This is a genomic window from Micromonospora sp. CMU55-4 (genome assembly GCF_011602315.1).
Classification (GTDB): Bacteria; Actinomycetota; Actinomycetes; order Mycobacteriales; family Micromonosporaceae; genus Micromonospora; species Micromonospora chalcea.
In genome coordinates, this window is the sequence record NZ_JAAOLH010000027.1 from 1 (window position 1) to 15,473 (window position 15,473).

Consider the following 15,473-nt stretch of genomic DNA (forward strand, 5'->3'; position numbering starts at 1 on the left):
AGACGCGTAGCGGTCGCATGCGTGCCATGAGTGCTGTCGGGGTGAGGCGTTCGTTGTCGGCGATCGCCTGCCGAACCTCCGATTCGACGTACGCCAGGCGGGCGTCATCGTCCGTGGAGGACTTCAGCGCCAGTCGACGGGCGTCAACACTGTCCTCGTATTCCCACAGAACAACGTCGTCATCCGCCTCCAGGCCATCGCGACTGGAACTGGCGACAGATGCCACCGGCCCGGACGCAGCCCTGCCCTCCTGAATCGCCGACACACGGCGTAGGCGGCGGTCTAGCTCGGTGATGCGATCGTACTCAGCGACGAGCGCGCCCCCGCTCCGCAGCACTGTGTCGCAGCGCGACCAGAAAGTTCGGTCGGGATGTTGGTGACCGGTCTCGGTATTCGCCACGGAACTGCGCCCGTACTGCACGAGCTGCGCAAACTCATGCTGGGTGTGGCCGCTGGCCCTTCGGAGCTGAGCCAGACGGCGACCGAGCGCACGGCGGGCGGTCCTGATCTCGTCGCTGTCAGCCACGCTACTCACTCCCATCCCCACGAGCACGTCGGATACAGCTTGTACCGAATCCGGCAATATACGTGATAGTTCCTCGGTCGCTGAGCAACATCAAGCCCGCCAGACAGCTGTACACCATCCATGGCCGCCTACCGTATTGGTCAGGTGCCCATTGTCCTGATCGATGCCTGCGGGTGGTCGCGTGGCGATGTCGGAGTTCTGTCGGAGTTGCTGTGGTGTCTGGCGACAATGCTGGAGGTGGGCGATGGTGCTCTTGCCGACTCCGTTGGGTCTTCGATGACGATGAACGGGCTGATCACCCCTCGGCATCGGGGGTTGGCAACATTCGGCGGCCGTTCGGGCCGGCGACCGGGCGGGTGTACGTGTCGACGTAGCCGACACGCCAGCCGGACCCGACGACCACCGCGGAAGGGCAGCCGCTGCCGCACCGTCCACAGGGAGTGCTTCACGATGAGTTTCCCAGTGGTAGTCGGGTGGCCCTGGTGGGCAGTGATGTTCCGAGCAGTTGTGCGGCCCCGTGGAGTTGTCGGAGCACGACCTGGGCGTGGCGCCGGTCGGTGTCGGGCCGGTGGTGGCCAGCGGCGGCAGTGGTGAGAAACCACCAGGCCGCCCAGACCCGGTGCCAGCCCAGCGCCCACCGGGCGGCCGGAAGGCCGCCCCGGTCGGTTTCGGCGTCTGGGTGCCCGCCGGCAGCGACATAGGCGCGGATGAGCCGGGCGAGCAGGCGGGGTTCGGGTGGCGTGCGGGTGCCGAACCAGGTAGCTAGGTCGAGCAGTCCTGGGCCGGTGAACGCTTTTGCCCAGTCGACGAGGCGGCATCCGGTGCGGCTGACGTGCAGCGAGGTGTGGTGGAACTCGCCGTGGCACAGCCCGAAGGGTGGCCGTTCGGCGCCATCGGCCCTGCGGCGTGCGACGGCGGCCAGCCGGTTCAGCGATTCCTCGATCGGCCTGGAGTCGGAGAAGCGTTCCTGTCGGCGGAGCGCGTTGAGCGCGTCGAGTGCTTGTCCGGGTAGCCGCGCCAGGCCCGCCTGGTCGAACATGGTCAGCCCGGTGATGTCGTCGATGGCGTGGACCCAGCGGGCAGCGGCGGCAGCCTCCGCAGCGGTCCCCGCCCGGACCGGGCCGCCTAGGTCGTCCATCAGCATGCCCAGCGTCTCGGAGCGCTTCGCGTAGCCGTGGAGCAAGGGCACTGCGGCGTCCCGCTCGTTGAGCGCCCACAGCACGGCGGCCTCGCCGGTGAACGGCGCGGCGGCGACCTTGCAGACCACGCTGCTGCCGTCGGCGAAGAACAGCCGTTCAACGGCGGACAGCTCCCACTCCTGGATGGCCTGCCGCCCGGTCGGCACCCGACGCGCACCGGTGAGCAGGTCACATCGCAGCTGCGCGACGAGGCGCTCATCGAGCCCGGGGGTGTTCACCGCGTACTCGCAGTGTGGATGCCGGTGGTGACCTGGTCGAGCCGGGCCAGGACGGCGTCGAGGTGCGCCGACATGCTGGTCGGCACCCGAGGTTGCGCCGCGTGTTGGAAGGCCCGGAAGTGCGGGAGCAGCGCGCACAGCACCGGCCGACGGGCGAAAAATCCGGTCACGTTCCCGGTCGCCCGGGCCCGTCGCAGCAGTGAGGTCAGCGCGACGATCTTGTCGGCGGTGGAGGCGAGCAGCACCGGTTGGTCATCGACACGGATGGGCGGATGGGGCCGGTCGAGGGCCTGGTGTTCGGCCTGGAGCGCGGCGATGATCCGGGCAATCTCAGGCCCGTATCGGGTGGTGAGGACCTGGTAGACGTCCGGCGAGGCCGGGGCAAGCTCGGGTGCGTCGTGAAGCAGCGCTGCCGCGATCACCTCGGGCGGCGGGGCGGCCACGTGGTCACCGATGGTCACCGCGACCCGGACCGCATGGGCCAGGGCCGGCCGGTCATCGATCGTGTGCCCCGCGCACCAGGCTCGGGCGTCACGCAGGGCACGCTCGATGACGACGGGGCGGGGAGGCGACAAGACCGTCATACTCTGATACCTCCTGATTGCCGTACGATCGGCGCTATGTCCGGGCCGCTTCCGCACTGGTGCGAGCAGACCTGTGTCGTGTGTCCTGGGCAGCAACTCGGGCCGGGCCAGTTCGACGTGGTCGACCGACCCGGGCCCGAGTTCGCCTACCGCCCGGATGTCGGCTGGCGGGCCACCGCCGACGGAGTCGCTGTGTGCGTCCACCCGTTCCGGGTGGGCCTTCCGCCCGGCCGTTACGCCTCGGCCGGGGCACCGGTCCCCGTTCAGGCGCCTCGACCAACGCCGACACCGCAGGCGCTGGAGTTGCCTGCCGATGTGGTGGATCTGGAAGGCTGGCTCGTCGCTGTGTTGCGGGACGCGCCCGCGGAGCAGATCTTCACCGCGGTGGCCCGCGCCGAGCGGTTGGCCGCCGAGCGGTTCGGCGCGAAACACACGGTGGCGGCGCTGCGGCGGGTGCTGTCGGTGGAGCTGGCTAGCCGCTGACTGCCACGACCGTTTCCGGCTGGTCGAAGTCGAAGTCGTGGCTGCGCCCGTCGCGGCCGAGGCCGGCCGCCTGATAGTGGGCGTTGAGCAGGTCCAGGCGCCTTGTCACTTCGGCCGAGTCCAACCAGTACCGCAGCCGCTGCTCACCCCACCCCGCTGCGGCGTAGAACGCGTCGGTCACGCATCCACGGGTGTAGGTGAACTCCTCCAGCTCTGTCGCGTGCGGGAAGACCACGCCCAGGTCGGCCTGCATCCGGGACATCAGCGTGAACTGCGCCAGCACCGCGTGGATCATCTCGTCCACCGGCGCCGGCACCAGCAACTCGGCGGCCTGCTCGTCGCCGTCGGACAGCTCGAACACCGCAGCCTTGAGCGCGAGCACCCGCAGCGCCTCGACCAGCAGCGGACCAGCGTCGCGTTCCAGGGACCAGCGGCTGATCGCCGGGTAGCCGGTGAAGGTGGCCCAGCAGCTGGAGTACTTCATCGACGAGCCGTGCAGCCGGTCATACGCCGGGTGTGCTCGCATCCGGTCGAGGATCTCGGCGGCCCGGCGGCCGACGTCTGCTACAGCCGGCATTGATCGACTGGTCATGGTGCATCCCTCCCTAGGGGCAGTGGACACGCAGGAAACCGCTCGCCGCGCCGCGGCCAACGGCCCCGCACCACCTGCAGGGCCGCAGGCGGTGACATGGGCATCAAAAGCCGACAGCGCCAATGTCGAAAAGAGCCACCATCGGCTTTCGACATTTCTCTGACATTCCTGCCCGCATCAGTCGTCGCCGCGCGGTTGTCGGCAGATTGTCAGGACCGGCCGCCGAACCTGGCCGACACCGACCGAACTCGCCTTTAGTCGCTGTGTCCGGTGTCAGCGGCACCGCCGAGGTGTTACCGACCGGTCAGCCGAGTCGCCTTACTGAGGGAGAGTCAGCCGTGTCCATTGCCAGGATGCCACTGCTCCTGTCGATCACACCGGCCCTCGTGACGGTGACAGCGGCGCGATACAACGTGCGGACGAGGGTGATCAACAGCATGAACGTCCCGCTGGTACGAGGTGCGGAGTCTGTTCCCAACCGGCCGATCGGACGTGACGATTCTGCTCGCCGGGTACTCGGCTTGCAGGTTCCGGATGAGGCGGTGTTCTGCGCGACCGGCGACGACGTTCCCGTGCTGGCCGCGCTTCTGGCTCAGAATCTGTCGGCCGGATCGTTGGGTACGTGGCTGGTGCCTGACGCGGCCGTGCGCGATAGGGCTCTGCGTCGGTATGCCGAGTTCGTGCTGATGTATGCGGTGCAGCACGGCCGGGTTGACACGACCGAGGATCGTGCCGCGGTCGCGGTGTGGTTTTCGCGGCTGGAGCCACCGCCGACCGGTGCGGGGTGGGGGTGTGAGCTGCGCCGGTTGCTCGGCCCATTCGCGGCGCGGTTCGTGGTGCTGCACGCGGTGGTGCCGCGTACGCCGCATCACTATCTGGCACAGTTCGCGGCCCGTCCCGGGGAGGGCGCGGCGGCGAGGGCGTTGCTGGCGAGCTGTCACCGGGTCGTGGATGCCGAACGGCTGCCGGCGTACACGCAAGTCTGGGGCAGCGAACCTTGCGAGAGCTTGTTTAGCCAGCTCGGCTACCTGCCGCGGTCACCGATGCTGTTGGAGCCCGGTGGCCCGGTGCTGTGGCGGATGTACCGGCCGCGGCGCGGCGGTGAGCGGCGTGACGGCCTGCCCCGTCGTGTGCGGCTGCACCGGGCCGCGGCGCCTTCTGCCGGCGCAGGGCCGTCGCGGCACCGCCGCTTCTAGGTCGGGTCGACACGACCTGACAGCCGTTTCGGCACCTGGATACACGGCTGCTGGCCTTCGGCCAGCGGGGCGTTTGCATACACCTGTCCCCTCAATGCAAGGAGGCGTTCCTCATGCTGGCTGCTACGACCCGTTGCCCGTCGCGGCTACGACGGCCGAATGCCGGCCGGTGGCTGTTGGCGTGGCTCGGTGCTGCGCCCGCCGGTGCCGCCGCCGTCACGGACGCGGGAGCTGTGACGTCGCGCGAGTTCGTCTGGGGGTACGCGATCAGGCGGGAGTGGCCGGACGGCAGTCACGACTTGTTCGGGTTCGCGTCGGACGCTCTCGTCGCGCAGCGGCGGCTCGGTCGGGACCAGGACTACTGGCGGGGCGGCCCGGTACGGCCCGTGGCGGTGTACGTCGTGGCCGCGAACGCGGCCGACGTGGACGGTCACCCGGTGGACGGCTGCCGCCGCCCCGGCTGTCCCAACGTGCCGGCGCACTCGCGCTGTCCGGACTCCCCGGATCGGGGGCAGCGGTGAGGTCGACGCATGTGCAGGTGGCCCTGGCCCGGCGGACGTTGACTCCGTTCGGGTTGTGGGTGTTCGGGGCGGCGGCGTCGGCGCCGATGGTGGTGCTGGCAGGAGGCATCGTCGCCACGTACGCGACCACGGGGGTGGAGGCGTTGCCGCTGGTGTTCGTGCTGGTGGCCGCCGTCGTGGCGGTGCTCGCGGTCGGATACACGGCGATGGCCCGGCAGGTGGGGCACGCGGCGGCGTACTACGGCATCCTGGCGCACGGTCTGGGTCGTAGCTGGGGTGTGGCCGCCGGGCTGGTCGCCCTGGTCGCGTACAACGCGATCCAGACGAGCCTGTTCGGGTTGTTCGGCGCGACGCTGGCCGGGCAGCTCGGCGGCGCGTGGTGGGTGTGGGCGGGCATCGCCGTGGCCGTGGTCGGGGTGGTAGGTGTGCGGGCGATCGTGCTGTCGACCCGCGTGCTGGCCGCCGTGCTGGCGGTATCCCTGCTGATCGTCACCGCGTTCACGCTGGCCGGCCTCGGGCAGCCGGCGGACGGCGGGTTGTCCTGGGAAGGCTTCGACGCCTCGAGCCTGGCGGTCAGCGGTATCGGCGGTGCGGTCGCCTTCTGCGTGGCCGCGTTCATGGGCACCGACGCGCCGGGCTCGTTCGTCGAAGAGGCCATCGACCGCCGGTCGGTCGGCCGGGCCACCATCGCCGCGGTGCTCGTCCTCGGCGGGGTGTATGCGGCAGCGGCGTGGGCGATGGGCATCGCCGCCGGTCCCCGATCCGTCGCCGACGTGGCTGCCGACCCTGCGGCGGGCCTGCCGTTGTCGGTGCTGGAGCGCCTGGGCGGCTGGTGGGTACCGCTCGCGCAGACGGTACTGATCTGCGCGATCGTCACGTCGATGCTGGCCTTCCATTCGGTCATCGCCCGGTATGTGTTCGCGATGGCCCGGGAAGGCGTGCTGCCTGCCGGGCTCGCAAGGACCGGCAGCGCGACTCGCGTCAGTGCGCCGCGCGGCGGTTCCCTGACGCAGACCGGCATCGCCGTGGTGGTGGTGGGCGGGTTCGCGTTGGCCGGCGCGGACCCGGTCGCGGTGATGTTCACCTGGCTGTCGGCCTTGGGCGCGATGGGCTTGTTGTGCCTGCTCCTGGCCGCCTCGGTGGCGGCGGTGCGAGCACCGGCCGGCCTGCGAGGCCCGAAGGCCGGCGTGTGGGAATGGCGGCTCGCGCCCGTGATCGGTGTAGCGGGCGGGGTGGTGGTGCTGGCCTTGATGGTCGGCAACGTGGACTCCCTGCTCGGCGCCCCGCCGGGGTCACGGGCACCGCTGCTGCTGCCCGCGATCCTCGTCGCCACGGCCGTCGTGGGCGGGTTGTGGGCCGGGCAGGTGCGCCGGTCCCGTCCGGAGGTCTACGCCGGGATCGGCCGTGGCACACCGGCCACCCATGCCGTACCCGATGCCATCAACGTCTCCATCTGACAAAGGGGCGCAAGCGATGAGGACTCACACGGCGATGACCCCGCCTGGCGGACGCTACGGCGTCGATCCCCTGCATCCCGGCTGGCGGCCGGAACACCCTCCGGCGGCGCCACCGGGCCCGCGCGCCCCGGCGGTCGGCGCCCCGCCCGGCTACCACGCGCTGGGGGAGCACCACCGACCGCCGACGCCCCCGGCCCCTCCAACCCCGCCTGCGGCAGTACCCCCGCCGGACATGCCCACGGACCAGCCTGCGCAGGACGGGAACGAGGTGCCGGGACAGGCGCGGCGGTGGGCGGATCTGCGCGTGCAGGTCGCCTACCGGTGCAGGCGGCTCAACACCGGCCACATGGTTGAGGCGGACCAGCGCCACGACACCCGTGAGGCGCTCGGCCCGCACGCTCTGATGCTGTTCTTCGTCTCCGAGGCACCGGCCGAGCCGCACGGCTACCTGCTGCACACCGCCTACCGGCTGTGGCTGGCCTCCCCGGAATCCGAGGACCTGCCCCGGCTCCTGGCCGACCTAGCCGAGGTGGTCCGGACCAACATCGCCCGCGCCGCCTCCGGCGGGCGGCGGTGGCATCCGCTCGGGCCGGACGCCTCGATGGTCAACGGCGGAGACATGAGCCCGCCGCCGGGCGCCACCTACGTCGGCGTCGGGGTCAGCACCCTCGACTCCGACCAGGGCCGCTGGCAGCAGGTCGCCCGCACCCTCCGGGACGGATCCGGCGGCCGGTACCTGTCGGCCTTCGACCTCAAGGGCCAGTGCTACGTGCTGCTGACCGACGGCACCGCCCTGCACCTGGACCGTGACCCCCAGGCCCGCATCGGCGTCGACGGGATCCGCTGCACCAAGACCCTCGACCCGGACCGGCCCGCCTACTGGCACAACCCGCACGCCAACCTCACCGAGCAGGGCGACGACGCCACCCGCGAGCTGTGGCGACGACTCGGCATGCTCCACCACACCCTCACCTCCCACCTGCACGGCGGGCGGCCGGCGTGACCCACACCCTGAGACTGGCCGCCGCCGCGGACCTGAGCCGCGCGCCGATCGACATCACGGCCGTGCTGGACCACCTCGTTCGCGAAGCCGACGCCACGGCGGCGACGAGCATCGGGTTCCCCGGCGCTGTGGACCTCGACCACACGGAGGTCATGACCCGCCTCGGCGGCAGGCTGTGGAACAACATCGGCGACCCCGCCGACGAGGGCGGAATCGCGCACACCCGGGCGCTGGAACGCGCGGTCATCACGTGGACAGCCGACCTGCTCGCCATGCCCGCCCACGACCGGTGGGGCTACGTCACCACCGGCGGCACGGAAGGCACCCTGTCCGCCCTGCACGCCGCGCACCGGCGCAAACCGACGGCACGGATCTACTACTCAGCCGCCGCCCACTACTCCGTGGCCAAGGTAGTGCGCCTGCTCGGCGCGCACGGCATCCCGGTCCACGCGCGCCCCGATGGGGAGATGGACTACGCGCACCTCACCGAGCAGCTCCACCGGCGGCGCCGCTTCCCGGCGATCGTCGTCGCGACCGCCGGCACCACCATGACCGAGGCAGTCGACGACACCAGCCGCATCCGCGCGGTCCTCGACGAGCATCACGCAGGCGGGCAACTGCACGTCGACGCGGCCCTGTCCGGCATCCCCCTGGCCCTCGACGGACGACTGTCCCTCGATGACGCCAGCGGCATCGGCAGCGTCGCGATCAGCGGCCACAAGTTCTTCGGCACACCGACGCCGTGCGGCATCGTGCTCATCCGCGATCACCTACGCGCCGCCGGTTCCCGGGTGGCCTACACCGCCACGGCGGACACCACCATCACCGGCTCCCGCTGCGGCCTGTCGGCTGCGCTGTTGTGGCATGCCATCGCCGTTCACGGACGGGAGGGGCACCGGTGGCGGGCCAGCGAGGCCCGCCGGCTGGCCGCCTACACCGTCGAGCGGCTCAACGCTGTCGGCTGGCCCGCCTGGCGGCACCCGCACGCCTTCACCGTCGTCCTGCCCACCCCACCCGAGCACGTACGCCGAAAGTGGCTCCTGGCCACCGACGGCGACACCAGCCACCTCATCTGCATGCCCGGCATCACCCCCGGCCAGGTCGACGCCTTCGTCGCCGACATCGCCGCCACCCGCCCGCGAATCCGGCCGATTCCGCAACCGAGACCGGCAACAGCATCTCCCGCCAGCTCCCACGCGCGCTGACCACACCAGCACCAGCCACCCGACCGACGAAAGGCAACCATCATGACCACCGGATACGTCTTCCATCCCGAGTACCTGTGGCACGACACCGGCACCAGCGCCGGCCTGCTACCCGCCGACCCGACCGCCGGCGTCCAACCCGCCGTGCACGTCGAGAACCCTGACGCGAAGCGACGCGTCCACGAGCTGATCCACGCCTGCGGACTGCTGGGCGAGCTGATGGTCATCGAGCCTCGCCGAGCCACCGTCGCCGAACTGACACGCGTGCACACCGCCGCCTACGTCCAGCACATCAAGACCCAAAGCGACCTACGCGGCGGGGGAGGTGACGCCGGAGACGGCTTCTCGCCGGTCGGGCACGGCAGCTACGACATCGCCCGCCTCGCCGCCGGCGGGCTGATCGAACTCGTCACCGCCGCCGCCCAAGGCGACATCACCAACGGCTACGCCCTGGTCCGCCCACCCGGCCACCACGCCACCGCCAACCAGGGAATGGGTTTCTGCCTGTTCAACAACATCGCCGTCGCCGCCCGCCACGCCCAAGCCGAACTCGGGCTCGCCCGCGTCGCGGTCGTGGACTGGGACGCCCACCACGGCAACGGCACCCAGGCCATCTTCAACGACGACCCGAGCGTGCTCACCATCAGCCTGCACCAAGCCGGCTGCTTCCCACCCGACTCCGGATGGACCCACGAAAACGGCACCGGCGACGGCACCGGCTACGCCCTCAACGTGCCCCTACCACCCGGCAGCGGCCACGCCGCCTACCTGAACGCCATGCACCAGGTCGTCCTCCCGGCACTGGACCGCTTCGCCCCCGACCTGATCCTGCTCGCCAACGGCTTCGACGCCAACGTCTTCGACCCCCTCGCCCGGCAGATGCTCACCGCCGCCTCCTACCGCGAGATGACCCGCCTGCTCGTCGGCGCCGCCGACCGGCTCTGCCACGGCCGGCTCATCGCCGCCCACGAAGGCGGCTACAGCCCCTTCTACACCCCCTACTGCGCCCTGGCGTTCCTCGAAGAACTCACCGGCACCACCACCCACGTCACCGACCCCCTCGCCGCCGTCGTCGCCGGGTACACCGCCGAGCCCTTCCTGCCCCACCAGCGCGAGGTGATCGCGGCAGCCGCACAGCTCGTCGAACGGATCAGCCCAGCCGCCACCAGCATCACCGGCTCCCAGTAAGGCAGCACCAGCACCTGACGCCACCGGCATCACCCGCCACGCCGACATCCAAGGGATCGCCATGACAACCACGCTGCCGGCCCACGCCGGGCCGATACACCTACTGCTGAACCCGAGCATTCACACGGTCCTGGACCGATTCGACATCCGCACCAACCAGCGGGTGCTGGACGTCGGCGCCAGCGAGGAGAGCACCACCCTCCTGGCCCGGCTCGTCGGCCGCTACGGGTCCGTCACCGCCGTCGACGCCGACACCGGCCACCTCACCGACACCGCCGTCATCAACGTCCACCAGTTGGACCTGAACCGTGACTCGGTGCCCGGCCACGCCGCCGGCTACGACCACATCCTCGCCCGCTGGCCCCACGGCACCCTGCGCGACCCCGCGGACCTGATCGAGCAGATGACCACCCGGCTGCGCCCGGGCGGCCGGCTCGTCCTCGCCGACATCACCACCACCGCCCCCCGGATCTACCGGGCGCCCGACGACGAGTCCGCCACCGTCATCCACACCGTCCTGCAGCAGGCCCACCGCGCCCTCACCGGCCCGCATGGCGCGACCTGGACCGCCGACCCCGAAACCCTGCTGTTCAGCCACGGCATGGTGCAGCACTGCATCCACACCACCACCGAGACCTGGACCGGCGCCGACCCCGGCTGCCGGCTCCTCGCCGACGTCATCACTCACCTGCGTCCCCGCCTGAACATCACCAACGCGGACGCGGACCGGTTCGCCGACCTCATGACCGACCCCCGCGTACTCCTGGGCTCCTACGAACGCCGGGTCATCCACGCCCGCGCGCGCAGATAAGGCACGACAACCATGACCCACCTGACCCTCACGGCCCGCCGGCAACGTGCCGCGCTCCTCGGCGGCAGCCTCGTCCTCGTTCTGCTCACCGCCTGCCATGCCGATCCACGACCGGCCGGCACCGCGTCCGCCGCACCGCGCCCCGCCAGCACACCAGCTGCAGCCGCCACCGTCGCCGGGCTCACCGCCCAGCAGCGCTTGAACCTGCTCGCCGACACCATCAGCACCGCCCCCGCCGACACCACCGACGGACTGCCCTACACCTACCTGCACCTGCAGAGCTGGGCACGCGCGAGCACCACGATCGTCCGCACCGACGTACGGCGCTGGCGGCACGACGCGGACGGCTCCGGCCGAGAGATCATCCGCCGGGCACCGGACCTGCACGGCCTCAACCACCAGCCCACACCGCAGGAGCGTCAGGAGTTCAGCCGGGCCGTACCGCACACACTGCACCACGGCATCGGTGACCTGCACCCCCACCTCCCCGGGGACATCCCCGCCAACCCCCGCGAGCTGATCCGACTGCTCGCGCCGCCCGCGCTGGCCGGCGAGCCCGCCTACCCCAGGATCCTGACCAGCGGCATCGTCGAACTGGCCACCAGCCAGCACCTCAACCCACGGCAACGAGCGACGACCTTGCGCGCCCTGGCAGCGGCCCCCCACCTCACCTACAAAGGCACGACTACCGACCTCGCCGGCCGGACCGGCATGTCCTTCGAGATCGTGGCCGACGGATCCACCTCGATGCTGCTCATCCACCCGGACACCGGCGACCTGCTCGCCGCGACCGAATGGATCAACGGCGGACGCCGACCCGGCCTGCACTCCTACACCCTTCTGCTGGCCCACGCCCACACCCGCAGCACCGACATGCCCACCTCACCTACCACGGCCGCAGCCGTGACTCGCCTGCGGTGACATGACAAGCCGACCGGCCGCCGCACCCAAAGGGAAAAGGCAGCGACCGGGCCCTCGTGGCCGGCGACAGCGGCTCTCCCGTCCCTACCGCCGGCCACCCCAACCAGCACGACGACAAAAGGCAGCAAGAGAAAGGCAGGGCACGAGGTGCCGCACCACATCCGGGCCGCGCGGTGGCGCGAACAGGACATCGTCGCCACGGTGATCGCTGAGGCCCTCCAACCCACTCCCATCGCCGCCTGGCTGATACCCGACCAGGAACAACGAGGCCCGGTCTTGGCCGATGTCGCCGCCATCTGGGTCGAACACGCCATGTTCTACGGCGACGTGCACATCACCAGCGACCTCACCGCCGCCACCGTCTGCTTCCACCAATACGGGCCTGTTCCACCACCGGCCGACTACGCCACGCGCCTCGCCACAGCCGCCGGCCCACACGCCGAGCGCTTCCGTCTCCTGGACGAGATCATGGACAGCCGGCAACCGACTACGGCGCACTACCACCTCGCCTTTCTGGCCGTGCGCCCCACGCACCAGCGGACCGGCCGGGGCCGGGCGCTGACGGAGCACCTGCGCTGCCGGCTCGACCTCATCGATCTGCCGTCCTGGACCCTCACCCTCCCCGCCGGGCAACACCTCCTAGCCCAGGCCGGCTACGACACTGACCACGCGATCGCGCGTCCGGCCGAGGGCGTGAGCATCCAACCGATGTTCCGTCGCCCCGGCCAGCGCGGCCATACCGCCACCGCAGTACTCCGCCCGGCTGGCCGCCGTCACGACCCCCGAGCCTGACCCGCGATCGATAATCTGTTCGGGCCCGCTGCGGGGTCTGGGATCGTCCCCGTGACACAGCCGTACCCGGAAGGCGAAACTCGTCCGTGGAGTTCGTGTCGTAGCTGCTCGGCCCGGTGTCGCTGGACCGTCGACGAGCTGTGTGTCACCGCGGCGTGGCAGGCAGCCGCCTCATGATCACGTGTTCGTCTGGGATCGGCCGTACCGGTGGTCACCGTGCCCGCTGTCGCCACTGAGGTGGTGCCTCGTCGGCCAACTGGGTCGACGACTCCTTGACGGTCTGGCGACGGCCTGCAGCGGTTGTTGCGTGTTGCTCGGCCAGCTCCTCGTTCAACGCAGTCTCCAATACCGTCTTGGTCAACTGCTTCAACAGCCCGTCCGGAGCCGTCTGAACCGCCCCGGGTTCTGTGGAGACCTCAGCTGTTGGTTTCAACCACCTGGCGGGGCTGGGGTTGAGCGTAGAACATCGATTCGTATTCGGCTGGTGGGACGTGGCCGGTTGCGGAGTGCAGGCGCTGGTTGTTGTACCAGTCGACCCACTCGGCGGTGGCCAGTTCGACTTGGGCGAGGCTGCGCCACGGGCGGCGGGGTTTGATCAGCTCGGTCTTGTAGAGGCCGATGGTGGACTCCATCAGGGCGTTGTCCAGGGCATCGCCGACGCTGCCGATGGAGGCGTCGATGCCGACGTCGAGCAGGTGGGTGGTGAACCGGAACGATGTGTACTGCCCGCTATCGCTGTGGTGCACCAGGCCCGCGCCGACGGGTTGGCCGGCGCGGTTACGGCGCCACAGCCCCATGTCCAGGCCCGTTCCACGGTGCGGACACGGCGGAGATGGGCTTCGGGGAGAGGAGGGTTGACCGACAGCCGAAGGCGCAAGGACAGCGGCGACGGGGGCCAGCGATGAGAGCCGTTCAGGGACTAACCTGACGCGGTGTCGATCAGCAGCAGCGAGTTCGAGGCGTGCCGGCGGCTTTTCACCTACCGTGCGGGGATCTGGGTCTACCGTTTGGCGATCCTCTTGGCTGTTTTTCCGTGGCTGTTCCGGGCGGCGGGTGTGCGGCTGATGTCCCCACAGGGGGCGGCGACGATGGCTGCCGTTGGCTTCGTCCTGGTGTTTGCCGGCCATCGTCTCGTTCTCCGCTCCTATCAGGGAGCGGGGTATCTCGGTGACGGCTACGACCCGTTGCGGCCGCCGGGCGGCCTGGTTGCCCGAGATGTGTTCCGCCTGACTTATTGGTAGCCGCATCGGTTCGACCAGCCTGAGACGGTTTGCCGGGCTGGTCAGCCGAGCGGAACGACCTGCAACCGGCCCACGTGCCCGCTGCGTGCCCGATGGGGTGGGCGACGACCGTCAACTACGGTCAGCTCCCAGGTGTGACGGCCAGCATAGCGACGCAGCTCAAGCCAGGTGATTGCCGAGCGATTCCCGCCCGTTCCCCACAGTTCCTCAACCGCGTGTGGCCAGTCCGTATTCTGCCAGGGCAGCTCGACGATCAGCTAACGGTCGGTCACGTGCCCTGACAGGCGAGGCCGCAGGGTCAGTCGTGTCTTCTGAACAGCCCTCGCCCAACTAACGTTGCCATTTATCGCGTCGCCACCGACACCGAGCTCGACGACATCTTGGCGCGTAGCGTCGGTCGCTGCGTTTCCCCGGCCGCCCGTCTTACCCGTGGAATCGGGCGACGACGGGGGCATGGTCTGGCACGACGGCCTTCTCCCGGCTGCGGGTGGAGGCGCCGATGGAGGTGATGTCATCGACGAGGGAGTCGACGGTGATCAGGCGGAGTTGGAGGTCGCGGGTTGCCAGGATGTGGTCGATGAGCTCCCCGTTGCCTTGGTAGATGCGGGAGTATGCGCGGGCTGGAGGGAGGCGTCGTCCGAGGTTGTACAGCCGGATGGCGTCGCCTTTGTCGGGGCGGTTGACGTCTCCGTCGGCTGGGCCTTCGAGCAGGACGGTGGTGATGGCGTCCGGGCCGTCGTTGAGGTCGCCACACAGGATCGTGGGGATGCCCGGTTGGCCGTCTACGGCGGCCGCGGTGAGGGTCTCGTTGAGGTGTACGCGCAGGGCGACGGCTTCGGCGGTGCGCCGCAGGAGGGCGTAGCCGGCGCCGCGAGCGCGTTCGTCCTCGTTGAGGGGGTAGCGTCGCCCGCCCGGGTAGGTGAGCAGTTTGCTTTTCAGGTGCGCGGTCAGCAGCCGCAGGCCGGCGCCGCCGTAGTCGACGTGTACTTGAAGCGCTCCGCGTCCCAGGTGGGTGAGGGTGTCGCCGTCGACGTCGGGGACCGCAGGCAATCCGGAGGGCGGCAGCGCGAGGATCTGCGCTTCCTCGTTGAGGGGATGCCGGGCGAGGACGGCAACGCGGATGCCGCGGCTGTCCGGGTGGGAGGACACGACGGCCTGCCAGGGTTCACCGAGGGCAGCTTGCAGGTCCTGTGCGGCCCGGAGGCTGCCGATCTCTTGGAGGGCGACGACGTCGGCGCCGGTGCCGGCGATCAGACCGGCGAGGTAGGTGAGCTTCGCGGTGTAGGTGTCGGCCGCCGACGTGTCGGTGTCGTCGGGTGGGAACAGGTTCTCGACGTTCCATGTCATGACGATCAGGTTGTTGGCCACCGTCGCTCCCGGAATTGCAGGTGTAGTGCCAGCCTGAGAGTCGCACTCTAGGACGTCGGATTGTCGCTGATCGCCGGTTCGTCGCCATCTCGACAGGCACGATCGGCTGCGGGGCAGCGGACAGGCGAGTTCGCCCGGGGTCGGTGGTGCGGACAGGGAATGGCTGTG

At 70.2% G+C, this 15,473-nt stretch carries 16 protein-coding genes and 1 pseudogene; 11 read left to right on the plus strand and 6 right to left on the minus strand.

Annotated elements, in window-relative coordinates:
- The 3 genes from HA073_RS29250 to HA073_RS29260 form a co-directional block, all read right to left on the minus strand.
- Positions 1-526: helix-turn-helix transcriptional regulator (locus HA073_RS29250; protein WP_309228071.1), on the minus strand; the 526-nt coding region annotated here is incomplete at its 3' end.
- Positions 527-971: 445 nt separating this feature from the next.
- On the minus strand, positions 972-1,943 hold the full coding sequence (locus HA073_RS29255; RefSeq protein ID WP_166457769.1) for an aminoglycoside phosphotransferase: 972 nt from the start codon (positions 1,941-1,943) through the stop codon (positions 972-974).
- On the minus strand, positions 1,940-2,527 hold the full coding sequence (locus HA073_RS29260) for an HD domain-containing protein (RefSeq protein ID WP_166457770.1): 588 nt from the start codon (positions 2,525-2,527) through the stop codon (positions 1,940-1,942). The genes HA073_RS29255 and HA073_RS29260 overlap by 4 nt, the downstream gene beginning before the upstream one ends.
- Positions 2,528-2,563: 36 nt before the next feature.
- Here HA073_RS29260 and HA073_RS29265 point away from each other — a divergent pair, with 36 nt between their 5' ends.
- Complete coding sequence (locus tag HA073_RS29265; RefSeq protein WP_166457771.1) at positions 2,564-3,010, plus strand: hypothetical protein; 447 nt, start codon at positions 2,564-2,566, stop codon at positions 3,008-3,010.
- Here HA073_RS29265 and HA073_RS29270 read toward each other — a convergent pair.
- On the minus strand, positions 3,000-3,602 hold the full coding sequence (locus HA073_RS29270; RefSeq protein ID WP_166457772.1) for a hypothetical protein: 603 nt from the start codon (positions 3,600-3,602) through the stop codon (positions 3,000-3,002). The genes HA073_RS29265 and HA073_RS29270 overlap by 11 nt on opposite strands.
- 353 nt (positions 3,603-3,955) lie before the next feature.
- Here HA073_RS29270 and HA073_RS29275 point away from each other — a divergent pair, with 353 nt between their 5' ends.
- The 9 genes from HA073_RS29275 to HA073_RS29315 all read left to right on the plus strand — a co-directional run bounded on the left by HA073_RS29275 (position 3,956) and on the right by HA073_RS29315 (position 12,696).
- Entirely contained in the window at positions 3,956-4,798 is an 843-nt protein-coding gene (locus HA073_RS29275) for an N-acetyltransferase (protein WP_240926019.1), read from the plus strand.
- 233 nt (positions 4,799-5,031) lie between these two features.
- Positions 5,032-5,319 carry a hypothetical protein gene (locus tag HA073_RS29280; RefSeq protein ID WP_166457773.1) on the plus strand — a complete coding sequence of 96 codons (288 nt, stop codon included), beginning with the start codon at positions 5,032-5,034 and terminating at the stop codon, positions 5,317-5,319.
- Between the two features lie 11 nt (positions 5,320-5,330).
- Complete coding sequence (locus tag HA073_RS29285; protein WP_166457803.1) at positions 5,331-6,776, plus strand: APC family permease; 1,446 nt, start codon at positions 5,331-5,333, stop codon at positions 6,774-6,776.
- A gap of 232 nt (positions 6,777-7,008) precedes the next feature.
- A complete protein-coding gene (locus HA073_RS29290; RefSeq protein ID WP_240926020.1) occupies positions 7,009-7,779 on the plus strand; it encodes a hypothetical protein in 771 nt (256 codons plus the stop codon).
- Positions 7,776-8,984, plus strand: coding sequence for a histidine decarboxylase (locus tag HA073_RS29295; protein ID WP_166457774.1), 1,209 nt, complete (start codon positions 7,776-7,778; stop codon positions 8,982-8,984). Before HA073_RS29290 ends, HA073_RS29295 begins: the two co-directional genes overlap by 4 nt.
- Positions 8,985-9,026: 42 nt before the next feature.
- A complete protein-coding gene (locus HA073_RS29300; protein WP_166457775.1) occupies positions 9,027-10,172 on the plus strand; it encodes a class II histone deacetylase in 1,146 nt (381 codons plus the stop codon).
- A 61-nt stretch (positions 10,173-10,233) separates the two neighbouring features.
- Positions 10,234-10,983 (plus strand): class I SAM-dependent methyltransferase, encoded by a 750-nt coding sequence (locus HA073_RS29305; RefSeq protein ID WP_166457776.1) that lies wholly within the window; start codon positions 10,234-10,236, stop codon positions 10,981-10,983.
- A 12-nt stretch (positions 10,984-10,995) separates the two neighbouring features.
- A complete protein-coding gene (locus HA073_RS29310) occupies positions 10,996-11,904 on the plus strand; it encodes a hypothetical protein (RefSeq protein WP_166457777.1) in 909 nt (302 codons plus the stop codon).
- A 147-nt stretch (positions 11,905-12,051) separates the two neighbouring features.
- A complete protein-coding gene (locus HA073_RS29315) occupies positions 12,052-12,696 on the plus strand; it encodes an N-acetyltransferase (protein WP_166457778.1) in 645 nt (214 codons plus the stop codon).
- A 416-nt stretch (positions 12,697-13,112) separates the two neighbouring features.
- Here the strand turns inward: HA073_RS29315 and HA073_RS29320 are convergent.
- Positions 13,113-13,448, minus strand: a pseudogene (locus HA073_RS29320) (integrase core domain-containing protein); the annotation flags it as partial.
- Positions 13,449-13,628: 180 nt separating this feature from the next.
- On the opposite strand from HA073_RS29320, the gene HA073_RS29325 reads away from it, so the two are divergent.
- Positions 13,629-13,937 (plus strand): hypothetical protein, encoded by a 309-nt coding sequence (locus HA073_RS29325; RefSeq protein WP_166457780.1) that lies wholly within the window; start codon positions 13,629-13,631, stop codon positions 13,935-13,937.
- Between the two features lie 423 nt (positions 13,938-14,360).
- On the opposite strand, the gene HA073_RS29330 is transcribed toward HA073_RS29325, so the two are convergent.
- Positions 14,361-15,305, minus strand: coding sequence for an endonuclease/exonuclease/phosphatase family protein (locus tag HA073_RS29330; protein WP_166457781.1), 945 nt, complete (start codon positions 15,303-15,305; stop codon positions 14,361-14,363).
- Positions 15,306-15,473: the final 168 nt, after the last annotated feature.